Origin of the sequence: Mesorhizobium sp. WSM4935, from assembly GCF_029625735.1 — a bacterium.
Lineage (GTDB): Bacteria > Pseudomonadota > Alphaproteobacteria > Rhizobiales > Rhizobiaceae > Mesorhizobium.
Map to the genome: position 1 here is coordinate 18,020 of NZ_JARTVR010000010.1, position 22,106 is coordinate 40,125.

A 22,106-nucleotide genomic window follows, 5' to 3' on the forward strand; every position below is an offset into this window, starting at 1 on the left:
TCATGCTTGATCTTTCCACGCTCGAAGGGCTGCCGGCACCGCAGGCGATCTCCGTCACGTCGGAGGCCGACGCTCTCGCCGCCATCAAGGCCGTCTTCGTCGATCTGGCCATGGGCTATGGGCTCGACGTCTCCGGCATCATCGACCTCGAGGGCGAGCCGGGCAACATCCAGTTGCAGGTCGGCGCCTTCCGCGAGGTCCTCTACCGGGCGGCCATCAACGACGCCGTCAAGGCGAACCTTCTGGCTTTCGCTGCCGGCGCCGATCTCGACCATCTCGCCGCTTTCTATGATGTGGTGCGGCTCGTCGGCGAGACCGATGCCCGGCTCCGCGCTCGCACCGTTGTCGCGATCTCAGGCCGTTCGACCGCCGGATCGGAAGACTGGTACAAGAGCGCGGCGTTCCGGGCCAGCGTCCGGGTCAAGGATGTCGCCGTCTATCGCGTCGGCACCGGCCCCGACATTCGCATCGCCGTGCTTGCGACCGACAATTTCGGCGAGCCGGACGCCGCGCTTCTCGCCGCGGTCGACGCCGAGGTGCAGAAGAACAGCGTGCGGGTGATTTCCGACCGCATCACCGTCGTATCCGCCACGAGCGCCACGGTGAACGCCGCCGCCGATATCTGGCTTCTGCCGACGACGCCGATGACCGTCTTCGACAACCTCGAGGCGCTGTTGCGCCAGTCCTTGGCCGACGAGGGCGGGCTCGGCTTCAACCTGACGCGCTCCTGGCTGGTCTCGAAGCTCCAGGTGCCGGGCGTCCAGAAAGTGTCGCTGACCGCGCCGGTGGCCGACACGGCGGTGGATGACGGCGCCGCGGTGAAGCTCGGCACCGTCGCGCTGACTTATAAGGGCCGCGACCGGTGAGCGATCGGCAGAACCTGCTGCCGCAGAACGCGACGGCCTTCGAGCGCGCCCTGTCGGAATCGCTCGACCGGCTGCCGGAGCTGCAGCCCGGCTTCGACGAGTTGCGCGGCTTCAAGACAGCGCCGGTGCAGGAATCGATCCTGCCTTGGCTTGTGGTCGAGTACGGGCTGGGCGGTATCTCACAATATCTGCCGGACCTCGCCTCCGTCATCGAATATGGCTTGCGCTGGCAGCGGGTGAAGGGAACGCCGCAGGGCGTCGTCGAAAGCCTGACATGGGTCGGCTATGCCTTCTCGACCTTCTATGAGGCGCCGTTGCGCCGCACGCGCTGGCATCTTTACGAGCTCGAACTCGACCGCTTTCGCGACAACGAGGACGACCTTGCCACGATCGAGGCCGTCGTTCGCCTGTCGGACCCGGTGCGCTCCGAATTCTACCGCGCCTGGAACGGCTACAATGTGCGCGAGCACGACTGGTCCTACACCAGGTGGGGCGATGGCATCTGGGGCGACAATTCCGGCGTCTTTCTGCATGCCGGCGGCGTCAAATGGTCGTTCGGCCGCACCTTCGACGCAGGCTCCCATGAGCTGACGGAAGCCGAACTGACTGCGCTTGGCGCCTGGATCGAGCCGGTCGAGGGCGGGTCGATCAGTTGGGGGCCGTTCCCCTGGAACACGCCCGGCCTGAAATGGGTATCGGATGCGGCCGCATCGCGCGCCCAAATCATCGCAACCGCGCTCTTGGCGAAGACCTGCTGGATCGGCGTCTATCGCCAGGACGGCTCGCCGATCGGCTTCCGCAAGGCGCGGGTCTACCGGCCGGTGACAGCGCTCTTCGGCGGCTACTACCAGGCTGCGGGCCAAGCGTGGATTGCGGCCGATGTTCCGGGTGCCAACATCTATGTCGAGGCCATGATGGATTTCGGCGAAGGCGAGGGCGAGACCGTCCACTCCTGGAGCATCACCCTCGGCGGCGCGCCCGTTGGCGCACACCCCGCCGGAGTCCGCTGGCTTCCCGGTGCGGCAATCGCGGGCGGCGCCATCGTCGGCGGCTTCGATATCGCCGCGGCGCTTCTCGGCAAAACCTCGCGCGAACGTTTTCGCGCCCTCCTGAAAATAGCCTGACGCGCGCTCCGCGCGACTTCTTCTGGAACAGAGCAAAATGGCTTACGAGCACGAGTCGAACCTGACCGGCGCCTACGACCGCGCACCGCAGTTTCCGCTGTGGGATAGCGTGCTCAACCGCGAAGGCAAGATCGGTCAGGCGGCCGAGATGGTCGAGGCCCAGACCATCCTTCAGCGCAAGATCCGTTCGATCGGCAATCTGGTCGCGCGCGACGGCGACCGCGTAGAAGGGGCCGACATCATCATCGACGTTGAGGCGCAAACTGTCACGCTGATCGCGGGCAAGCTCTATGTGGCGGGCCGCGTTCTCGACGCACCGGCGGCGGTGCTGGCAAACGTGCCGATGACAGGTGCCGTCCACATCGGGGTGCGCCTGCTCAAAACCTATGTGACCGAGCTCGAGGAGCCAGCTCTGCTGGGCCTGATGCCGGGCTCGCTCTCCGAGGGGGAAGCGGGCGCCGCGCGCGTCATCTTTGCGCTCGCCTGGGGCTTTTCCGGCGACGGCGGCGCAGGCGACCTCTATTCGGTCTACCTGCTGAAGGACGGTGTGGCGATCGACCAGACGCCGCCGCCGAACCTGACCGGCATCAATGCGCAGCTCGCGATCTACGATTTCGACGCCAATGGCAACTATATCGTGTCGGGCTGCACCGTCTCCGCGCTGGGCAAGGATGGCACGGATCAGGTCTTTTCGATCGCCGAGGGCGTGGCCAACATCAAGGGCCAGAAGCGGACCCGCTATGCGGCGCTCCGCCACCGTGAGCTGGAAACCTTCGACCTCTTTCGTATCCCGACAGAGGTGCATACCTTCGGCGCCAATCCGACCGTCGTGACCCTCAATCATGGGCCGATCGCCACCATTCGTGAAGTCCTGGTCGAGAAGGAAGTCACCGAGACGGTCGTCCGCGGCGGCACCGTGAATGGCTCGGACGCGCTGGTCAACACGGGCGTCACCGCGATCCTCGAGGTGAAGCAGGGCGGCACGACCTATGCGACGCCTGCCGATTACACGAAGGTTGGCGACCTGGTGTCGTGGGCGGCCGGCGGCGCCGAGCCGGCGACCGGGTCGAGCTACACCGTCAAATACCGCTACCTCGGCATCGTCTCGCCCACCGACATCACCGCGACCACGATCACCGTCGCCGGCGGCGTCAATGGCGGCCAAATCCAGGTCGACTATGACTTCAAGCTGCCGCGCGTCGACGTGCTCGGTATGGATGGTGATGGCAATTCCGTCTACCTGAAGGGCATTTCTAGCCGCACCAACGCGCTGCCGCCACGCATTCCCACCGACGTTCTCAAGCTTGCGCAGGTCGAGAACACTTGGACCGGCACACCCAACGTCACCAACATCGGCACCCCTGTCTCGACGATGGAAGATATCCATCGCATAAAGAACACCCTGCTCGATATTATGTATCTGGTTGCGCAGGAAAGGCTTCAGCGGAACCTGGACAGCCGCGATCCGATCTCGAAGAACGGCGTCTTCGTCGATCCGTTCACCTCCGACCGATATCGCGACGAGGGCGAGCCGCAGACCGCCGCGGTCTTCGGCGGGCTTCTTCGGCTGGCGATCGACCCGACCTTCCATTCGATCAATCTGCCTGGCGTGACGCTGCTCGACTGGGCCGAAGAGGTGGCGGTCGAGCAGGCGCTGGCCACGCGCTGCACCAAGATCAACCCCTATCAGAACTTCACGCCGCTGCCTGCGTCTATGACCATCAACCCGCCGATCGACTACTGGACCCAGAGCGCCGTTGAATGGGCATCCGACAGTGCGGCGGCGCTCTCCTCGCCGGTCGTCATCACCACGTCGAGGTCCACCACCGGCCGAACCACGACCACGACGACGACGACACAGAAGGAAACGATCGAGAGCTCGACGCGCGAAGAGACGCTGGCCTATCTGCGCCAGATCTCCCTTCAATTCACGATCAAAGGCTTCGGCGCGGGCGAGAACCTGACCAAGCTGGAATTCGACGGGATCAATGTCAATCCCGGCGGATTGTCAGCGAACGGAGCGGGCCAGATCGTCGGCAACTTTACCATCCCCGCTAATGTGCCGGCCGGCTCGAAAGGCCTGGTCGCCGAGGGGCAGGGCGGCTCGAAGGCAGCGGCTATCTTCGTGGGGCAGGGGACGATCGACATCGAGACGCTGCGCCGTGTCGTCACCACGACGGTGCAGCAGACATCGGTGACGGCTCCTCGCGAGACCGGAGGCGTCGGCGGCGGAGGCGGCGGCAATGGCGGCAGCCGGTCCGACCCGCTGGCGCAGACCTTCACGCTGACCGAAGGCCGGCACATTGCCGGCGTCAATCTGAAGGTCTGCCTGGTCGGCGACCCGGACAACCCGATCGTGCTCGAGCTGGTCGAGGTCGCCAACGGCATCCCGACAGTCAACGTGGTCGGCCAGGCGTTCTACGACATGAACGAGGCGGTGATCGGCCAATGGACCAAGATCCGCTTCCCGTACCCGATCTGGCTCGCCGGCGGCATCGAATATGCCTTTGTCGTCAAGACCAATGACGGCAAGCATTCTATCAAGACCGCCAAGCTCGGTGACTTCGACGCCGACCTGCAGCAGCCGGTCGCCGCGCAGCCTTACTCGGTCGGCGTGATGCTGTCGTCGTCGAACGCCGTAACCTGGACGCCGCACCAGGACGAGGACATCTGCTTCCAGCTCATCGCCGCCAAGTTCGCGCCGGCGGTCAAGACGGTCAATGTCGGCACCTTCGCGGCCGTGAACATGAGCGACCTCTTGATCCGCGCCGAGGTGGAACTGCCGACCGCGGCGGCCGAGATGCATTTCGAGGTCGAGCTCGACGACAGTTCCGTCACGCTGCTCAATCCGGGCCAGGCCTGGGAGCTGCAGACCTTCTACACCGGCAACGTCCAAGTGCGGGCGGTGCTGACGGGCTCGGCGAAGGTCTCACCCGTGGTGTTCCCGGTGATCTTGGCGATCGAGGGCGAGCTGCAAAGCACGGGAACCTACATCACCCGCGCGTTCGACATGGGCACGCTCATCAACATCCTGGCCTACCTCAAGACCAAGATCCCGACCGGTGCAACGATTGCCCTGCATGTTGACGCGGCCAACGATGTTTGGACGCCGGTTCCGCAGGTCTTGCAGAAACCACTGGAAGACGCCGGCTGGATCGAGCGGAAATACAGTCTCGCCGGCTTCACCGCCAACCCGGTCGGGCGCCTGCGGATCACCTCGACAGGCACACCCGCAGCGCGGCCGATGGCCTACGACTTCCAGGCCTGCTCCGCGCCTTGATTGCCTCACGCCGCGCACCGGCGGTTTCGCCGCCTGCGGCTCCAGCGGGGCGGCGAACGATCGCCGGCCCGCGGTCGGGCTAAGCTTCAAACTGGGACTGCCAAATGTCCGTTGAAAACACGACGCCGAACCGCCGTTACCAGCTTCCGTTCGGCAGCAATAACCTCGAGGACGATGTCTTGCGCCTGGTCGCGGCCTTCTCCGCGATCGATGTCGACATCGCCGGCCTGCTCGTCTCGGTGGCCCAGCGCGCGCTGCTGGTCCACAGCCACGTCATCGCCGACACGACCGGGCTGCAGGCGGCGTTGGACAGCAAGCAGGACGAGAGCGAGAAGGGCAACGCCAACGGCTACGCATCGCTCGGTGCGGATGGCAAGGTGCCGGCCGCCCAACTGCCGTCGGCTCTCTTTGGCTCGCTCAACTATCAGGGCGATTGGAACGCCAACACCAACACCCCGACCATCCCGGCGGCTGCTGCCGGGAACAAGGGTTGGTACTACATGGTGTCTGTCGCCGGCGTTTCGAGCGTGGCCGGCATCACCGACTGGAAAGTCGGCGATTGGGCGGTCTCTGACGGCACCAAGTGGGTCAAGATCGACAACACCGATGCCGTGGCGTCGGTCGCAGGCCTTACCGGCGCGATCACGGCCGCCGCTCTGAAGACGGCATTGGCGATCACTGTTGCGGACATCACGGATGCTTCCGCGAACGGCCGCTCGCTGATTTCGGCGGCAAACTATGCCGCGATGAAGACGCTGCTCGGCATCACGGCAGCCGACATCACCAACGCTTCGGCTAACGGACGCTCATTGATCACTGCCGCTGACTACGCGGCCATGCGCACGCTGCTCGGCCTGGTCATCGGCACCACCGTTGCCGCCATCGCCAGCCCCGCATTCACCGGAACCCCGACCGCACCGACAGCAGCGCTCGGCACCAACACGACGCAGATCGCTACCACGGCGTTTGTGCAGAATGCAGCAGGCAGCCTTCCGTTTAAACAACGCTTCGAGAGCGCGCAGCAGACGATCACGGCGGGCGGTCCTTTGACTCTCGCGCATGGCCTGGCCGCCCAGCCGAAACTTTACTTAATTTACCTTCAGTGCGTGACAGCAGAGAATGGTTATGCCGTAGGTGATGAAATTACGTTCAGCGCTACAAACAGTAACGGTGTCACGATTGTACCCGATGCGACGAACTTGAACATTCGGTACGGATCGAATGCACAACCTTTCTTCGCAAACAATAAAAACACCGGAGCCAACGCAGGTCTCACCAACGCTAACTGGCGAGCGGTATTCAGGGCATGGGCATGACCAAATATTTTGTTGACGGCAACGGAAATTACCTTGGTGGCTTGGATGGCGTGTGGGTGCTCCAGGGGGCGGACGAGGACGGCAACGAGGTGCGTCCAGTCTGGCAAGCTCCTGACCCGCCACCCGGCGCGATCGAGGTGCCGGATGCGCCCGAGAATGTTCGCCAGATCTGGCAAAACGGCGCATGGAGCTCGATTCCTGTAGTTGTGCCGTCCGGCGTGTCGGCTCGGTAATTCAGACTGCAGCTTCTGACGTCTGGGTTGCTGGACGAGGTTGAGGCGTGGATCAGCGCCCAGCCTCTCGCGGTCAAAATCGCCTACAACAACAGCGGCTACTTCGTTCGCGGCGAGCCGATGATGCAGACCGGCTTCTCAGCGCTCGGCTTCAGCCTTCAGCAGATCGACGACTTTTTCACGGCCGCCGCCCAGACCTAATTGCCGCCAAGGCCAGGTTGCCTTCAATACTAAGCTGCAAAAATATGCTTTCGCTTGACGCGCCTTGGACCGAAATTACGTCCACGTAGCCAGCATGGATCAAAGGTTGCCAAGAAGCCAACTCCTCCCTCGAGGAAAGGCTCAATGAGCGTTCCTTCAATATTAGCAGCTTCTCAAGTTGTATTGCTGGGGTGGATTTCCTTCTCATGGCGAGGAAACCGACGGCAATTGCGACGACTAAAAGAGCGGCAGCGATCCAATAAAGCATTGCCGATCCATAGCTAATATTTCGGCATTGTCCAATGCTGACGACTGCTGACAAAGCGCCCTCGACCAACTGACGCTACCCATTTCTGCTTTTCAACCCACAGGAGAGACTGCCATGAGCGACCCCGTCTTCGGGATCACGATCCGCCGTGACGCCAACGAGGCGGCGGTGCCGTCGAATGCGCTGATGAGCGTCGTCGGCATCTGCATGCCCTTCGCCAAGGCCGCCACGGCCACGCAGGCCGCCTTCGACGCGGCGTTTCCCGAAGGCGTCGCGGTGCGCATGAACTCGAACGACACGACGAAGCTGGCGCTCTGCGATCCCGATTCGCTCTTCATCGACGCCGTCGAGGGCATCAACGCACAGCTCGGCCCCTATCAGGTCGCCGCGCAGCTCGTCGTCAACCGCGTCGCCGAAGGCGCAAATATCGGCGCGACGATCGCCAATATCGTCGGCTCGTCGGTCAACGGCACCGGCATCAACGCCTTCGTCAATGCCGGCGCCGATCTCGGCGTCTATCCGCGCCTGATCCTGACGCCCGGCTACACGACCCAGCAGTCCGGCGCGCTCACCGCCCTGGCGCTCACCACGCAAGGGACCAACATGACCGCGGCGCCGGATGTCGCCTTCACCGGCGGCGGCAACGACCCGAACAAGGTCTTGCCGACCGCTCACGCGGTCATGGGCACCGGGCCCGACGCGCAGAAGGTGGCTTCGCTGGTCATCGACAATCCCGGCGCCTATCTTACGGCGCCGCTCAACGTCACCTTCTCCGGCGGTGGCGCCGATGCCGGCAAGGTGCTGCCGACCGCGACCGCGACGGTCGAGGAACTCGCCAACGCTGTCTGCGCGGCGTTGCCAGAGGTGCTGAACAAGATCCTCGCCGTGGCGATCGTTGATGGGCCGAACGGGCTCACCGCCTTCACCCAGTGGCGCGAGACCCTGTCGTCGGACCGCCTGATCCCGGTCACCCCCGGCGTCAAGCGCATTGACAAGGATGGCGATGTCGTCACCCGCCCGGCCGCGCCCCGTATCGCCGGCGTCGCCGTGCGCCGCGACTATGAGAATGACGGCCGGCCATTCCGCTCCTGGGCCAACCAGGCGCTTTACGGCATCGTGGGCCCAGAGCAGAACTATCGCTTCTCGCTCACCGACGGATCGACGGAAGGGCAGGAAATCCTTGCCGCTCAAGGGGGGATCATCGTGCGCGGCGACAGCGGCGATGACTTCGCGATCGCCGATGGCGGGTTCGTCTATATCGGCACCGACAATTTGTCCGACCAGACGATCTGGCAGCAATATCACAAGGTGCGCGGCCGCGATTTCATCGAGCTCACCTGCCTGCGCTCGCTCCGCCAATTCTTGGGGCGTTTCAACCTGACGACCCAGACCATCCAGTCCGTCGTCAACACCGTGCATGACATCCTCGCCAAGGCGGAAGCCAATGGCGACATCCTCGGCTTCAAATGCCGCTTCGATCCGCAGCTGAACAACGCGCAGGATCTGCGCTCCGGTCATATCTATATCGACGCGCAATTCGAGGAAGCGCCGGTGTTCCGTCGCCTGACCATGACCAGCCGGCCTTATGCGCCCGCCCTGCAGACGACGATCGACGAACTGATCGCCAAGCAGAACCTCATTTCCTGATCGTGTCGGCGCTCCCGCGCCGGCCTACCCCTCAACCTGAAACTCCTGCCTGAAAGGGAACGCCAGCCATGGCTGAGAAACTTCTGCTGCTCGAACAGGTCAACCTCTTCGTCGGCGACCAGGACCCGGAAGATTCGAACCACATCAAGCTCCAGTCGCTCGGGCTGCCGACGCTGGAGCAGGTGACCGTCGCCCATCTCGGCGGCGGCGCGCCGGGCGAGGTGGAGTTCGGCATGAACGCCATCAAGGCGCTGCAGCCGACCTTCAAATTCGCAGGCTTCGCCAAGTCGAGCTATCGCGCCATGGGGGTCGGCACCAACCAGCCGCTGAACTTCACAGGTTATGGCGTCCTGAAGAACAAGCAGACCGGCGACGCGTTCCAGGCAAAGACGGTGATCCGAGGCATCGTCAGCCGCATCGCGCCGGACGCCTTCGACCGGTCGTCGGCCTTCGGCCACGATCACCAGATCGGAGAGGTGACCCATTACGAGCTTTCGGTCGACAACGAGGAATGGTTCTACTGGGATTATTTCACGACCCGCCGCCGGCAGTTCGGCGTCGACGAGCTGGCCAAGGCGCGCGTGCTGCTGGGCATTGAATGATGCCGCAAAAGAACGCCATAGAAGACTTCATGACGGGCGCCGACGAAGCGCCCGTCACGCTCGCCGAGACGCCGCCGGAAGCAACCGCTGCCGACGAGGAAGTCTCGCTCGAGCTTTCGGATGCTGATTACCGCTATCTCACGCTGCGGTGCGCCCTCAGGCGCGGCGGCGAACGCATCGCGCGGATCAGGATGCGGCCGGCCATGCTCGAGGATATCGACGACTGGTCGAGCGGTGAGATCAGCAACCGCGAACTGCTGGCGCGGCTCTGCGATCTCCCGACGGTCGTGCTGAAGAAGCTTGCATGGGACGATGCCGAAGCCTTGATGGAGATCTTCGGATACATGGTACCCGACTTCGTCCTCAATACGTCCGCCGACAATGCTTGATCAGAGCCCAGCTTGAATTTTAACCAGCCTCGGAAGCGGTCATTCAGCCGACTCCCGTAATGTGCTATGATTCGACATATGGGGAAGAAGGCAAAGCACGACGTCATCGAAGAGCCGATAGAAGGCTCGCTTGCTGCGGAAGCGGCTTACTATGCCCGCAAATGCGGGATCACGGTACAGGAAGCTGCCAAGATCATCCGCGAAGCCCACGCGCCAAAGCTCTCGATTGTCCGCAAGGACAAATCCAAATAGCTGCTTACGCTAAATTTCAAACTGCCCACTACCGAATACCAATACCGGCGTCGCTCGGTACGGCGAAGTGCGGCCGCTCGTAACCAGAGAGATTCAAGAAATGGCCAGGATGTCGGCCGAGCTGATCGTCAGCCTGCTCGATCGCGTGTCGGGCCCGGCGGCAAAGGCGCGGACCAGTCTGACCGCTCTGCAGCGTGCCGAGCGCGATGTCTACTTGGCGCGCAACAACACGCGCCTGACGCGCCAGCAGCTTGCCGAAGAGCGGCTGCTGGATGCGCAGGCCTTGGAGCGGCAGAACCGTCTCGCCCGCTGGTCGGCTTTCGGCCGCACGGCCGGCATCGCCACGGCCGCCGCAGGTTACGTCGCCATCCGCACCGCGCGCGACTATGCGCAGCTCGAGCGCACGATCGGCCGGATCATCATCAACGCCGACAAGCCTGCGACCGCGATCCGGCCGACGATCGCGACCCTGCAGGAACTCGCCGACAAGTCGAAGCTGCCGTTCGACAATGTCGTGCAGGGGCTGGAGACGCTAATCGCCGCCGGCCGATCGCTCGAGGACGCGCTCGCTTTCCTGCCCACGGTCGCGCGCACCGCGCAGGCCTCGGGCGCCGAGATGTCGGACATCGCGCTCACCGCCGATGCGCTCTCCAATTCGCTTGGCATCACCGCCGACAAGATGCAGGAGGCCTTCGACATCCTCGCCTTCGAGGGCAAGGCTGGCAAATTCGAGTTGAAGGACATGGCCGCCGAGCTGCCGGCCATCGCGCCGGCCTTCGCCGCGCTCGGCTACAAGGGCACCGAAGGCCTGAAGAAGCTGGCGGCGATGCTGGAGATCGTGCGCAACCAGACCGGATCGTCTTCCGAGGCCGCGACCAACTTCTCCAACATCCTGCAAAAGGCCTATAGCAGCCAGGTCGCCACGAATTTCAAGAAGTACGGCATCGACATCCGCCGCGAGCTGGACAAGACGCGCAAGGCCGGCGGCGACGTCATCCAGACCCTCGTCGACCAGACCAACAAGGCGCTCAAGGGCGACCTGTCCAAGCTGCCGCTGATCTTCACCGACATCCAAATGCAGCAAGGTATGCGCGCGCTGCTGACGCAGATGCCGGAGCTGAAGAAGCATCTCGACGCGCTCGGCGCGGCCTCGGGAACGGTTGCGAAGGACTTCGCCCAGATCACTGGCGATTCCGAAGGCAACTGGCAACAGTTGATCAACAACATCCAGAAGACGGCGACCGCGCTTGGCGACCTGTCGGGCAGGGCGCTTAACCCGGCGCTGGAGAAGGTGAACGACCGGCTGTCGGACCTGATGGCCGTCGACAAGGGCTACGAGGCCTTGCGTGGCAGCGGCCGTGATCCGGTGTCCTATGCCGCCGAATTCAAGGGCCGGTACAACAAGCAGCATCCCGAGCTCGGCATGTTCGACCGCTTCACCGGCGCCTCGGCCGAGAAGGCCTTTCGCGATGCGCTGGCGCAGCTCGGCCGTGGCGAGATCAAGAATGTCTTCGACGCGCTGCAGACGAAGATCCTCGAGGATCGCCAGACGCGCGAGCCTAACACCGGCATGCCGGCGTCCAGCACGCCGATCCCGACGCCGCGGCCCAAGACCTGGGCAGAGATGACGCCTTCCGAACGGCAGTACCAGGTCTACTCCGAAGGGCGTCATGCGCCGGCCAACGGCGGCGACAGGGAAGCCGAGCCTCTGGGGCGCGCCTTCGATATCGGAGAAATCGAGCGCAGCCTGCAATCGGGTGGCGCGGACGCCAGTTCCAAGATCGCGGATGGCGGCACTCAGGCCGGCCAGAACGCCGCGCAGACTTTCACCGCGGGCGTCTCCGGCGCCGGGCAATCTTTCGGCCAAAGCGCGGCCGCTGCTTTCATCGCCGGCGTCAGCGGCTTCCTCTCCTCGGCCAAGGCGGACCTGATGCGGCCGGTCGGATCGCTGGGCGGCAGGACGACCGGCCAGCAGGTGCAGTCCGACACACGTGGACAAGCGATCGATTTTGGAGGTCCGCGATGACCCGGGCGCAGCCCGCAAGGCCGACCGGCCGTCGCGCCACGTGGCGCGCCATCCGGAGCCGCAGGCCGCGCAGCGGCCGGTGCGCGGCGGGAGGTAAAAGAAAATGCTGATGAAGATCGGCCTGGTCGAGTGCGATCTCGCCTTCAACATCGATACGCATGGGCGCGAGACGACGCACGACTATGCGGAGAAACCGGTGGTCGGCGCGATGCCGCCGCTGGAGGATGTCGGCGTCGGGTCCGAGACCCTCACCATTTCCGGGCGCCTGATCCCGTCGAAGCTTGGCGGCCTGGGCACGTTGAACATTTTACGCAACGCCCAGGCCGCCGGCACCCCGCAACTGGTGACGCGCGGCGATGGCAGCGTTTTCGGCTTCTATGTCGTGCAGTCGGTCAATGACGAGCACACCTTCCTCGATCGCGACGGCGTCGGCCAGGTCGTCGACATCACCGTCAAGATGCAGAAAGCGGCGGCGCCGGCCGCATCCGACTTCTTCGCCTCGCTGTTCTCGCTGCTCGCCTGAAGGTAGGACCATGACAGAAATTGTCACCGTCAAGTCGGAAGGCATGACGCTGTCCGCTCTTCTGGCGCGGCATTATCGCAAGGTCTTTTCCGGCATGGTGGCGAAGACCTTCGCGCTCAACCAGGACCTCGCCGGATCGGGGCCGTATCTGCCGGTCGGCCGCGTCGTTACGGTGATGACGCCGGCCGAAATGGCGGCCGAAGGCGCGGCAGCCAAGCCCGTGATTGACCTCTTCTCATGAGGAAAGGCCATTTTCGCGTCGTTGTCGGCGGGCAGGACGTCACCTCCCGTTTCCTGCCGCTGCTGATCTCGTTGTCGATCACCAAGAGCGGCACCGAGGCGACGCAATCCGCGACCTTCACGCTTGACGACAAGGATGCGACGGTGCGGTTTCCCAAGACCGGTGCGCCGGTGTCGATCGAACTCGGCTGGCAGGGCGGCGCGATGCGCACCTTCGAGGGCGAGGTCGACACCTGCGACTGGTCGACCGATCGAGGATCCGGCAGCGTGCTCTCCATCACCGCGCGCTCGGCCAGCCTGAAGGGCAAGGTCAAGCAACCGGCCGACCGGCACTGGGAGAAGAAGACGCTCGGGCAGGTCCTCGAGGATGCGGCGCAAGACGCAGGCCTGTCGATTAAGATGCATCCGTCGCTCGCCAGCAGGGAGCTGGAGTATGAGGCGCAGGACAATGAGAGTTTTTTCGCCTTCGCGGACCGGCTCGCGCGGGAACACGGCGCCACATTTGCCATAAAGGGCACACAGGCCGGCTTCGTGCCGCGCAATGCCGGCGTTTCAGCCACCGGACAGCCTCTGCCGACGATCGTCATCACCCGCGGCATGGTAATATCGGCGAGCGGACTGACGCCCGTCACCGACCGGCCGCGCTTCAAGAAGAAGAAGGGCCGCTGGTACGACAGCAAGCGCGCAAAGCAGGTCATCGAAGAGGTCGAGACCGGCGACGATGTCGAGCCGGAAGACGTGCTTCGTTTCATGGAGCCCGACGAGGCATCGGCCAAGACCCGCGCCGATTCCGACCGCGTCGACGGCGCGCGCTCGAAGGGCTCCGGCTCGGTCACCATCGAAGGCGAGCCGACCGCCGAGCCGGAAGGCACCGCCATCATAGACCTGCGCGCCGGGGTCGACGGCGCCTACACCATCGCCTCGATCACCGACACGCTCGACCGCGGCAGCGGCTACACCACGCAGATCTCGCTCGGCAACCCGCAAGGTTTGGCCGGGACGGACAGCCGCTAGCTCCAAACTTAATCGCCAACACCCAGCAGCCTGCCCAGGACCCTGGGCGGAAAGGATATGTCATGGCCGCTTCCCGTGAACAGGAATCGGTCGCCCGCGTGCTCGTGCACGAGGGCGGCTTTAGCAACCATCCGGCGGACCCTGGCGGCGCCACGATGAAGGGCGTCACGCAGCGGGTCTATGATGCCTACAGCCGAAGCAAGGGCCTCGCCACGCGTTCGGTGAAAAGCATCACCAGCCTGGAACTCTTTGAAATCTACGACCGCCAGTATTGGGACGCCGTGAAGGGCGACCAGTTGCCGGCGGGTGTCGACTACGTCGTCTTTGATGGCGCGGTGAACTCCGGCCCGAAGCAGTCGATCCTCTGGCTGCAGCGCGCGCTTGGGTCGCTCTACAGGGGCCGGCCCGATGGCGTCATCGGCCTCGCCACAATCGCGGCCGTGCAGGCCTGCAACAACCACGACGCCCTGATCGACCGCATCTGCGATCAGCGCCTCAATTTCATGCGGCATCTCAGCACCTGGTCGGTGTTCGGGAAGGGCTGGAGCGCCCGCGTCGCTGAAGTCCGCTCCATCGGGCAGGCGTGGGCGACGGGGGAGATGCCGCAACCAGCAAGCTTCTGCGACGGCGGTCAGTCGAAGGCTTTTGTCGAGGACGCCAGGGCCGCGCCGTCGACCGCGCCAGCCGATGCCGCCGCCGGCGCCGGCGTGGGTGGGCTCGGCATCTCCGGCACGCTGCAGGGCCTTCAGGAGCGGCTTTCGCCGCTCTCCTACGCCAGCGAATGGGTCGGCCGCGTGGTCGTCATCCTGGCCATCGTGAGCGCGGCGCTCGCCATCGGCGGCATCGCCTATAGCTGGTACGCCCGCCGCAAGGCCAAGCGCCTCGCCGACGCGCTCGGGGGCGCCTGATGGAAAACCTCGCCTCCGTCCTCGCCGTGATCCTCGATCGCGCCCTGCGCATCGTCGGCGGCGTCAGCCTGGCTGTCATCGCCGGCTTTCTCGTCTGGTGGCTGCTATGAGCTTCATGATCAGCCTCCTTGTCGGTCGCCTTGGCGTCTCACGTCTGGCGGCCGGCGCCATAGCCTGGGCGGCCATTGCGGCGCTCGTCTCGGGCGCAGCTTTCACCGTCTACGGGATCATCAAGCACCGCGGCGCCGAAGAGCTGCGAGCCAAGATCGAGAAGGAAAATCAGGATGCGATTCAGAAGGGCATTGATGCTCGCCTGTCTTTTGACGACTGCATCGACGCTGGCGGCGTGTACGACTTCCGGCGTCAACGGTGTGCCAGCCCTACGCTCGGCCCTCGGTAACAGCCTGGCCGGAGCGCAGGGCAAGACGATCGCCGATCAGAACAAGATCGACAAGACGATGGCGCCTGGCTGCGCCATCGGCCTCTACACGCCGACCGAATGCGATCGGCATACCAAGGCCAGCGCCGAGCGCCGTGCCGAACTGAAATAGCAAGCATCGGATAAAGCCGGATGACGGATTTCAATTCGAACATCGTGTTCCTGATCACCGTCATCGGCGCCGTAGGCGGGCTGTGGTGGCGTATCGAGGCGGCGATCAAAGCATCTCGCGATGAGGTGAAAACGGATGCTCGCGACGCGCATGTCCGCGCCGACACGGCGATGGCCTCGATATCCTTGCTGACAGAGCAGCTTGCCGCGCACAAGCTGCACGTCGCCGAGACCTACATCACCAAGGCCGGCCTTCGCGAATTCCGCGACGAGGTGATGACGGGCGTCCGCGATTTGAAAGGCAGCGTTTCGACCCTGCATGAGCGAATGGATCGCTTCATCGAAGGCGATAAGATGTCGCGCAAGCGCACGCCGGAGATGTAAGGCAACGTTGCGCCTCCCTGGAACAGCCTGTGCGTTCCTGCGGCTAGACTTGACAATCCTTAGTCGCGGCGCAAATCTTTTCACGTTTCCGTGATCCAAAGGGGAACGCCCATGAAGAAGACTTATGAAAAGCCTGTGCTTGTTCGCAAAGGCAAGCTTTCGGCGGTCGTTGCCGGTCCATCGATCATCGTCCTGCCTCCGACCTGACCTGTAAATCCAGAGTGAAATCGATCGCCCGCTGGCTCCGGCCGGCGGGCTTTTTGTTCGTCATTAACGGTCTCTGGCCGGCACAGGAACCGATCGGGCCTGAAACGTATTTATGCAGCTGATGCAGAAGTCAGGAACCGCGTCAGACACTATTCCGGTAAGTTTGCTGCTAGCCGCGATCCGGCTGCAGGTCGCGATCAACCGAAGGCAAGCGAAACCGAAGTGAGGCGCGCCCGCTAGGTCGCCTTGTCAACTAACGGCGTCTTCCTCTTGGGCGAAAGTTAGCTCGTTACGAGCCGCACAGCGCTGCGCTTGACCGTAATCCCGAGATCCTTACCACCGACCGTCACAGTATCCTCATCGACGCGGAGGACTTCGCCGGTTAGCTCGATCTTCTGCCCACTGCTGATGTTCGGCGACGTGTCCACGATCGAATGCGGCTGGTGATAAGAGGGGATCAAGACGCTGACCCTATCCTCTGTCACACGCTTGCGGATCGTTGCGGTGATCGCAACCGTATCCCCGACCTTGATGCTGCCCTTTGCCATGCCTTGAGTCTGACGCCAGGAGAGACTTAGTCAAGCGGCTGCTAATGGAACGTTCGAGCTGCCACCTAGTTGGATGAATCAGGCGGCGTCGGTTCGTCCGCTGCAATGAGGCATTGGAGAGCTAAGAGCCGCTATGCGCCGAATGGTTTTGGCCATTGCTGCGCTTCTGTATTCGACCGCGTTGGTGTGGTCAGAGCCGTGGCAGCATTTCGGAGTCAAGGAATTCGGCTTCATATTTGATGTTCCACCTGGGTTTTCGCTGTCGCAGCGTTCAGATCAGGGCGCTGCTTTCGAAGGCGAGAGAGGCGCATTCTTGGCCGTGTGGGGCGCTCGGCTGGGCAAGGCCAGTTTTGAAGCCGAGATCGAGCATCGCATGATGCAGGACGAAAAAGACGGTTGGAGATTGACCTATAGACGCCTTACGCCGGAATGGGCCAGCTATTCAGGCATCAAAGGTGGCCAGATCAGGTATGTCCGGGCCATCAAAGTATGCGCCGACCGTGCCGCGCTGTTTACGATCAACTATAGCCGTGATGAAAAGGTGCTCTACGATCCGATTGTAATTCGAATGGTGCGATCGTTACGGGTGGAGGCATGCTAGCGCGGCCAGTTCCTGCCGCGCTTGCCCGGCTAAGGCATTGTCGGGCCGAGACTTCCCGCTTGCCCGATGGCTGCGGCGGGTTTTGGCCTCAATGCTCCCGAGGGATGTAAAGGGCCTCTCCTGATGGCACCTTTGCGCTGAATTGAAGAGTGAACAAAAGCCGGTTTTGATCATCTGTCACGTTCATGATCCAAGGAGTCATATGCTCCCAGATCGACTCTTTGCTGTCGTTTATTATCTCGCCTGCAGCTCGCACCGCTTCTCGTCGTGCGGCATCTAGATCCGGCAGATCGACGCCTTCGTTGTCGGGATTGAATGTGCCGTTGTCGACGTGGAAATAGTAGATGGGCATGTTGCTCCGGCCTTGTTGAACAGCAGAACAACTCCCGGCTAACTGCTTTGTTTCGCTCGACAAAAGGAGATTGAAACGCAGCCGCGGTCTGGCCCCGGCCCGGTGGATCTCACTGACGGGCTTTTCTTTAAGCGGGTGCAAAAATTGTTAATGCCGCACGGCCAAAAGCGGCTCACAATGTGAGCCTGCCCCGCGCCGCACGCGCTGGGTAAGGGCCCGGCCTGCCTTGCCTAGTCCCCTCTAGACGTCCGCCAGGCCGGGCATCGTCTTGCCAGAAAAACTTGAACCGAACGTCGCGGAATATACTCAATGGACATCGGCAGCCCAGAGACGGCGACCGAGCTCCCGTCCGCATCAGACCGGAGGCGGCCTATGCCCAACGATTGTGAATACCCACGCGCGCGCCAAGCCGAAGCCGACGAGAAACTCCTGGCTGCGTCCAGAGAGACGATCCAGCGCTCACGGCAACTGCTCATCGAGACAAAGCCGCAGACCCCTCCGCACCGGATGCACCATCCCCACAATGTCGTTTCGCTGATCGAGGTTTGTGACGAGTGGCACGTTATCGTTGACGAGGAAGGCAAAGAGCTGGTCACGCGTTCATTCGAGCAAGAGAGCCATGCTTGGGCCTATGCCGAGGGCCAGCGCTTGCGGCTTGGCGTCGATGAGGTGATACGCCTCTAGGCTGCGCCCTTCCTTTGCGAACCAGCGGAACGCAATAACCGAAAGCCCGCCAGGCGCAGTCACATCTCCCGGTTGGTGAGCGGCGTCTTGCACTTCGGCGGCACACGGCGCGTGACCAGCCTGAGAGTGTCGGCATCGACTGTGACAGGCACACCAAGATTGACCGTGCATTGATCGGCCCGGCGCTAATATATGCTGCATTTCGCTGCTTGAGATTGCCGGGCAAACAAAAAGCCCCGGACAAATCTGCCGGGGCTTCTGGGAGGTCCGCCGAAAACTAGAACTTGTAGTTCAGACCGACGCGAACGGTGTGGAAGGGGACTTTGACGACGGCATCTGGCCCTGGCCCTGGGAGATCGAACGTCGCTTTACCCAGGTCTGTGTACAGATACTCGGACTTGAGCGACCAATTGTTGGTGATGGCGTATTCGGCGCCCGCACCAACGGTCCAGCCGACCCTGGTCTTGGAAGAGTCGATTCCTGGGAAAGAGAGCTTTTCGTGACCGTAGGCCAAGCCGCCAGTGCCATAGACCAGGAAGCGATCGACGGGCGTATAGCCGATGCGAGCACGCAGCGTGCCGAACCAGTCAATCTTTGTTTCGAGAGAGGGGCCGCCGATCGATAGCTCGCCCTTAACGTCGGCACCCTGGAAGTCGGCTTCAACGCCGTAGACGAATTGGCCAACCTGCCAGTTGTAACCGGCCTGAACGCCTCCCAGGAAGCCGCTCGCACTGAGGTCGAAACCACCAGGGCCCCCGTCAGAAGGATCAACGCTAAACGTGCCGAAACCGCCGCCGGCGTTGACGCCGATATATGCGCCGGTCCAGTCATAGGAAGCAGCAACCGGCGCCTCCTGCAATACGTCAGCCGCATAGGCGGTGCCGGTAGCAAGGACGAGAGCGGTAGCAAGAAGAATCTGTTTCACGGGAATAACCCCCTTTGTTGCCATGCTTGGGTGGATGAACGTCCCGCAAGAACGTCTCCACCTCAGTGCGCATAGCGTTCTCGCGGAACGCCGTCCGTTGTCAACTCCGACAAGTTCGACGGAGTGGATATTGTTCGGGAGATGCACGCAAGCCACACCTTCGCCTTAGCTAAAATGTTGCTGTGGCAGCCAGGAATAATCTCCAAGGCGGTGAGTTGCCACGATGAGCGGTTCATGTCCGCTCCGGGCCGCTCGCCCTTGGTAGACCCCCGTCTCCTCCGCTTCCTCAAGAGCCTTTTAAGCAGCGAGATTGCGGCGGCCAAGCGGCGGATTCGGCGTGATTTCGTTCGGATCCGATGATATCAAGTCCGGCGCCGTGAGGGATGTTTGTGCCCAAAGCGGCATTACACTGCCTGGATAGACAATGGCGAACTTCGGCAGGTGAGTAGGGGGCAATTTATGTCTGATGAAAATGCGAAATGGGTCCGCGGCTTGGGCTCGGCTCCTCGTTTTTCAGGAGTCGCAGCATGGTAATTGTTACCGCAAGCGACAATAACTTTGTGCCCGGGCTGTTCTTATTCATCTTTTCTGCTTGGATACATAATCGCGAGGCGAAATTCGTCGTCATTGACGCAGGAATAGAACCGGCGGCCGTGATAGAACTTCGCCGCTTTTGTGGACGAAATGGAATTGATTGTCGGATCGTCCAGGCAGACGCCAGGCGGATTTCCGATCTGCCGACAAGAGGCAAGCCGCTGACGACTGCTTCATATGCCCGAATACTGATTCCCGAAATACTGCCTGATTGCGATAAGGCCATCTACATGGATGCGGATACGCTGGTGGTATCCGATCTGGGGGGCCTCTGGTCGGCGGACTTGGGCGACAATTTGGTCGCCGGCGTGATTGATGGCTTCGTCGAGCAGGAGGAACTCGACGACATCGATATGTCCCGGAATGAATATATAAATTCGGGTGTTCTGATTATGAATCTTGCCGCCTGGCGCCAGGAAGGTATTGCAGACAGGATTTTTGCCTGGGTTCGCGAGGCCGCCAAGTCGCGATACCTCGACCAGACAGCCTTGAATGCGGTCGTGCGCGGACGAGTTCTTTTCCTGGGCAGGGAATGGAACTTCTTTTCAGAGCGGTTCGTGGAAATCGAACGGCGGCTTCCCAAGGTGATCCACTATGCGGGATCGGCCAAGCCTTGGCGCTACAGGCGTGTGCCTTTTGCGGATGTTTTCAATTTCTACAGAACCATGTCGGGATTTGATATTCCGGAAGGGACACTGCTTTTGAAATCCGCCCGTAGGCGCAAGATGATCCTTGGCCTTATGGGCCTGCGCAGAAAATACTGGAGCTTCGCCCTGACAACTCACTACTACCGCCGCCGGTTTACCAAGCCACATCTACGAGGCTTGGCCAAGATGTTCTCGACGGCTCCACAAGCTTGGGCTTCATCGTAAGTCCCTGTAGCCGTGATGGCTGGGGTTACAGGTTCACGTTCCTGAAACCAAAGCCGCGTCCCTGCGTTGCGAGGTAGGTGCGCCATGCCATCCACATCGATCCGGAAAACAGAATACGATCCGGCAAGCAGGATTCTCTCCGTCTGGTTCGTGGCGAGCGGCAAGCGCTACGATTTTGAGGGGGTGCCTCCGGAAACCTATGCGGCGTTCCGGTCGGCGTTTGTCAAAGGCCGCTATTTCAACGACCACATTCGCAATCATTTCCGCTATCGCCGCATTCCGGACTAGCTGTCCAGTTCAAGCGGCTCGTGTCCGTCCTGCTCGTGCCACAAGACTTGGCGGAGGTCGCGCCGATCGACCATCTGCCTGCAGGTCTCGCACCGGTACATATCGGGTGTAGCAGGTGCGCCCGGCTGGTCGTGCGCTGTAAATGTGAAGCGCGGCCCGAGCTCGGATAGCTTCGTCATTTGGAAAGCTTCTCCACGGTCTTGACTATCGCCGCTGATATCGCCTCGGCCTCGGCGAACAACTCCGGCCCGTAATGGCCGTTCACCTCATCCTCGCTCATCAGCACGCCGGGCGGGCAATGCTCCTCGATGGTCGCCCGGATCATTTGGAGCGCGGCGCGACAGTCCGGATCGTTCTTCCGGCTTTTGCTCATTTCGAGAAGTCCCTCGCCACTGGCTCGGCCAGACTGAACTCAAAACGGTGTTCTCTTCCTCGTTGACCACCCGGAACCAGTGCTGCTGCAACGCTCTCGGTGAGATTGGCGCGCCAGCAACGCGCTCGGCCGCCTTTATTGGCTCGTCGACGTCCACCGTTTGAGCTGCCACGACCTCTTCGCCGTAAAGCTCTTCAACCTGGTAGCGAGGCATCGTTCCCCCGACCGAGGGCCTTCGCCTCGCGCTCCAACGTTGCGCGGTCGTTGCCGTGCTCTCTGATCAGCTCGCGCACCTGCTGCGGCGTCAGCCCAAGCTTTTTCGCGAAATACCCCACCTCATAGTCGTCGTTAGCCGAAACTCGGTCGCGGTCGCGGAAATCGCGCTTGCTCTTATCGTCTGCCATGTTTGTTCCTCCTGCATGGCAGAAACCCCGGCATCGCCCGGATGTTCCAGCGCTTGTTGCTCCGATCTACGCCGCTGCTCCGCGAGAGTTGCGCGCCGTGTCTCTAGTTACCCACCGCCCTGTTGGGTAGGCAGTTTGGCGTTCCCAGAGGAGTCTTTTTGAACGCCAGGAGAGGGGCGGCTATCCGCCGGGGCATTGCCTTGCCCGACGTTCTGTTCCGGCGTGCGCTTAACATCCAACATCTGGCGAGATCCGTTTGTAAAAGGGGCGAACAGGAAGAACGCCAGAAGGCACAACGACAGAACCAAAGCCAGCGCGGCTCCCCAGCCAACAATCCGCGACGTGCCTTTGCGCTCCTGCTTGCGAGACATGTCATTGGCCATTGCATTTCCTTGTTTTCGTTTGAAATCTTTCTCTTCTCCAAAGTCCGAACTT

At 62.4% G+C, this 22,106-nt stretch carries 29 protein-coding genes; 23 read left to right on the forward strand and 6 right to left on the reverse strand.

The genetic code is table 11. The annotated features are described in order from the left end of the window. Nucleotides 1-2 precede the first annotated feature (2 nt). From P9273_RS21365 to P9273_RS21455, 19 genes are all read left to right on the forward strand, one after another. Complete coding sequence (locus tag P9273_RS21365) at nucleotides 3-866, forward strand: baseplate J/gp47 family protein (protein WP_278050679.1); 864 nt, start codon at nucleotides 3-5, stop codon at nucleotides 864-866. Next, nucleotides 863-1,990, forward strand: coding sequence for a phage tail protein (locus tag P9273_RS21370; protein ID WP_278050680.1), 1,128 nt, complete (start codon nucleotides 863-865; stop codon nucleotides 1,988-1,990). The genes P9273_RS21365 and P9273_RS21370 overlap by 4 nt, the downstream gene beginning before the upstream one ends. Nucleotides 1,991-2,027: 37 nt before the next feature. Further along, entirely contained in the window at nucleotides 2,028-5,270 is a 3,243-nt protein-coding gene (locus tag P9273_RS21375; RefSeq protein WP_278050681.1) for a DUF4815 domain-containing protein, read from the forward strand. A 104-nt stretch (nucleotides 5,271-5,374) separates the two neighbouring features. After that, complete coding sequence (locus P9273_RS21380; RefSeq protein WP_278050682.1) at nucleotides 5,375-6,586, forward strand: hypothetical protein; 1,212 nt, start codon at nucleotides 5,375-5,377, stop codon at nucleotides 6,584-6,586. Continuing rightward, complete coding sequence (locus tag P9273_RS21385) at nucleotides 6,583-6,819, forward strand: hypothetical protein (RefSeq protein WP_278050683.1); 237 nt, start codon at nucleotides 6,583-6,585, stop codon at nucleotides 6,817-6,819. The genes P9273_RS21380 and P9273_RS21385 overlap by 4 nt, the downstream gene beginning before the upstream one ends. A gap of 27 nt (nucleotides 6,820-6,846) precedes the next feature. Beyond that, on the forward strand, nucleotides 6,847-7,020 hold the full coding sequence (locus P9273_RS21390; RefSeq protein WP_278050684.1) for a hypothetical protein: 174 nt from the start codon (nucleotides 6,847-6,849) through the stop codon (nucleotides 7,018-7,020). Between the two features lie 382 nt (nucleotides 7,021-7,402). Further along, nucleotides 7,403-8,935, forward strand: coding sequence for a phage tail protein (locus tag P9273_RS21395; RefSeq protein WP_278050685.1), 1,533 nt, complete (start codon nucleotides 7,403-7,405; stop codon nucleotides 8,933-8,935). A gap of 68 nt (nucleotides 8,936-9,003) precedes the next feature. Next, nucleotides 9,004-9,537 carry a phage major tail tube protein gene (locus tag P9273_RS21400; protein WP_278050686.1) on the forward strand — a complete coding sequence of 178 codons (534 nt, stop codon included), beginning with the start codon at nucleotides 9,004-9,006 and terminating at the stop codon, nucleotides 9,535-9,537. Then, nucleotides 9,534-9,926, forward strand: a complete 393-nt coding sequence (locus P9273_RS21405; RefSeq protein WP_278050687.1) for a hypothetical protein — start codon at nucleotides 9,534-9,536, stop codon at nucleotides 9,924-9,926. The genes P9273_RS21400 and P9273_RS21405 overlap by 4 nt, the downstream gene beginning before the upstream one ends. A 78-nt stretch (nucleotides 9,927-10,004) precedes the next feature. Further along, nucleotides 10,005-10,178, forward strand: coding sequence for a hypothetical protein (locus P9273_RS21410; RefSeq protein WP_278050688.1), 174 nt, complete (start codon nucleotides 10,005-10,007; stop codon nucleotides 10,176-10,178). Between the two features lie 100 nt (nucleotides 10,179-10,278). Further along, on the forward strand, nucleotides 10,279-12,204 hold the full coding sequence (locus P9273_RS21415; protein ID WP_278050689.1) for a phage tail tape measure protein: 1,926 nt from the start codon (nucleotides 10,279-10,281) through the stop codon (nucleotides 12,202-12,204). A gap of 103 nt (nucleotides 12,205-12,307) precedes the next feature. Beyond that, nucleotides 12,308-12,727, forward strand: coding sequence for a phage tail protein (locus P9273_RS21420; protein WP_278050690.1), 420 nt, complete (start codon nucleotides 12,308-12,310; stop codon nucleotides 12,725-12,727). Nucleotides 12,728-12,737: 10 nt separating this feature from the next. Continuing rightward, nucleotides 12,738-12,968 carry a tail protein X gene (locus tag P9273_RS21425; RefSeq protein WP_278050691.1) on the forward strand — a complete coding sequence of 77 codons (231 nt, stop codon included), beginning with the start codon at nucleotides 12,738-12,740 and terminating at the stop codon, nucleotides 12,966-12,968. Next, a complete protein-coding gene (locus P9273_RS21430; RefSeq protein WP_278050692.1) occupies nucleotides 12,965-13,981 on the forward strand; it encodes a phage late control D family protein in 1,017 nt (338 codons plus the stop codon). The genes P9273_RS21425 and P9273_RS21430 overlap by 4 nt, the downstream gene beginning before the upstream one ends. Nucleotides 13,982-14,043: 62 nt before the next feature. Beyond that, nucleotides 14,044-14,889: a glycoside hydrolase family 108 protein gene (locus tag P9273_RS21435; protein ID WP_278050693.1), complete on the forward strand. Its 846-nt coding sequence runs from the start codon at nucleotides 14,044-14,046 to the stop codon at nucleotides 14,887-14,889. Between the two features lie 106 nt (nucleotides 14,890-14,995). Continuing rightward, nucleotides 14,996-15,289: a hypothetical protein gene (locus P9273_RS21440; RefSeq protein ID WP_278050694.1), complete on the forward strand. Its 294-nt coding sequence runs from the start codon at nucleotides 14,996-14,998 to the stop codon at nucleotides 15,287-15,289. After that, nucleotides 15,261-15,440 carry a hypothetical protein gene (locus tag P9273_RS21445; protein ID WP_278050695.1) on the forward strand — a complete coding sequence of 60 codons (180 nt, stop codon included), beginning with the start codon at nucleotides 15,261-15,263 and terminating at the stop codon, nucleotides 15,438-15,440. The genes P9273_RS21440 and P9273_RS21445 overlap by 29 nt, the downstream gene beginning before the upstream one ends. Before the next feature lie 20 nt (nucleotides 15,441-15,460). Next, a complete protein-coding gene (locus P9273_RS21450; RefSeq protein ID WP_278050696.1) occupies nucleotides 15,461-15,823 on the forward strand; it encodes a hypothetical protein in 363 nt (120 codons plus the stop codon). 111 nt (nucleotides 15,824-15,934) lie between these two features. Next, a complete protein-coding gene (locus P9273_RS21455) occupies nucleotides 15,935-16,030 on the forward strand; it encodes a putative RiPP precursor (RefSeq protein WP_278050697.1) in 96 nt (31 codons plus the stop codon). A 281-nt stretch (nucleotides 16,031-16,311) separates the two neighbouring features. On the opposite strand, the gene P9273_RS21460 is transcribed toward P9273_RS21455, so the two are convergent. After that, nucleotides 16,312-16,578: a hypothetical protein gene (locus P9273_RS21460; RefSeq protein WP_278050698.1), complete on the reverse strand. Its 267-nt coding sequence runs from the start codon at nucleotides 16,576-16,578 to the stop codon at nucleotides 16,312-16,314. A gap of 142 nt (nucleotides 16,579-16,720) precedes the next feature. Between P9273_RS21460 and P9273_RS21465 the strand changes: the two genes are divergently transcribed. After that, nucleotides 16,721-17,179 carry a hypothetical protein gene (locus P9273_RS21465; protein ID WP_278050699.1) on the forward strand — a complete coding sequence of 153 codons (459 nt, stop codon included), beginning with the start codon at nucleotides 16,721-16,723 and terminating at the stop codon, nucleotides 17,177-17,179. Between the two features lie 88 nt (nucleotides 17,180-17,267). On the opposite strand, the gene P9273_RS21470 is transcribed toward P9273_RS21465, so the two are convergent. Next, complete coding sequence (locus P9273_RS21470; protein WP_278050700.1) at nucleotides 17,268-17,531, reverse strand: DUF6894 family protein; 264 nt, start codon at nucleotides 17,529-17,531, stop codon at nucleotides 17,268-17,270. Nucleotides 17,532-17,903: 372 nt separating this feature from the next. On the opposite strand from P9273_RS21470, the gene P9273_RS21475 reads away from it, so the two are divergent. Further along, a complete protein-coding gene (locus tag P9273_RS21475; protein WP_278050701.1) occupies nucleotides 17,904-18,215 on the forward strand; it encodes a hypothetical protein in 312 nt (103 codons plus the stop codon). A gap of 277 nt (nucleotides 18,216-18,492) precedes the next feature. Here P9273_RS21475 and P9273_RS21480 read toward each other — a convergent pair whose 3' ends face one another. Then, nucleotides 18,493-19,140 (reverse strand): outer membrane protein, encoded by a 648-nt coding sequence (locus P9273_RS21480; RefSeq protein ID WP_278050702.1) that lies wholly within the window; start codon nucleotides 19,138-19,140, stop codon nucleotides 18,493-18,495. A gap of 527 nt (nucleotides 19,141-19,667) precedes the next feature. On the opposite strand from P9273_RS21480, the gene P9273_RS21485 reads away from it, so the two are divergent. Both P9273_RS21485 and P9273_RS21490 read left to right on the forward strand, forming a co-directional pair. Beyond that, the gene (locus P9273_RS21485; protein WP_278050703.1) at nucleotides 19,668-20,606 is read left to right on the forward strand and encodes a glycosyltransferase family 8 protein; all 939 of its coding nucleotides are present in this window, start codon (nucleotides 19,668-19,670) and stop codon (nucleotides 20,604-20,606) included. 84 nt (nucleotides 20,607-20,690) lie between these two features. Further along, nucleotides 20,691-20,894: a KTSC domain-containing protein gene (locus P9273_RS21490; protein WP_278050704.1), complete on the forward strand. Its 204-nt coding sequence runs from the start codon at nucleotides 20,691-20,693 to the stop codon at nucleotides 20,892-20,894. Between the two features lie 175 nt (nucleotides 20,895-21,069). Here P9273_RS21490 and P9273_RS21495 read toward each other — a convergent pair whose 3' ends face one another. The 3 genes from P9273_RS21495 to P9273_RS21505 form a co-directional block, all read right to left on the reverse strand. Further along, nucleotides 21,070-21,267 carry a hypothetical protein gene (locus P9273_RS21495; protein WP_278050705.1) on the reverse strand — a complete coding sequence of 66 codons (198 nt, stop codon included), beginning with the start codon at nucleotides 21,265-21,267 and terminating at the stop codon, nucleotides 21,070-21,072. A 194-nt stretch (nucleotides 21,268-21,461) separates the two neighbouring features. Continuing rightward, nucleotides 21,462-21,671: a DUF3606 domain-containing protein gene (locus P9273_RS21500; RefSeq protein ID WP_278050706.1), complete on the reverse strand. Its 210-nt coding sequence runs from the start codon at nucleotides 21,669-21,671 to the stop codon at nucleotides 21,462-21,464. A 107-nt stretch (nucleotides 21,672-21,778) separates the two neighbouring features. Continuing rightward, nucleotides 21,779-22,054 (reverse strand): hypothetical protein, encoded by a 276-nt coding sequence (locus P9273_RS21505; protein ID WP_278050707.1) that lies wholly within the window; start codon nucleotides 22,052-22,054, stop codon nucleotides 21,779-21,781. Nucleotides 22,055-22,106 lie beyond the last annotated feature (52 nt).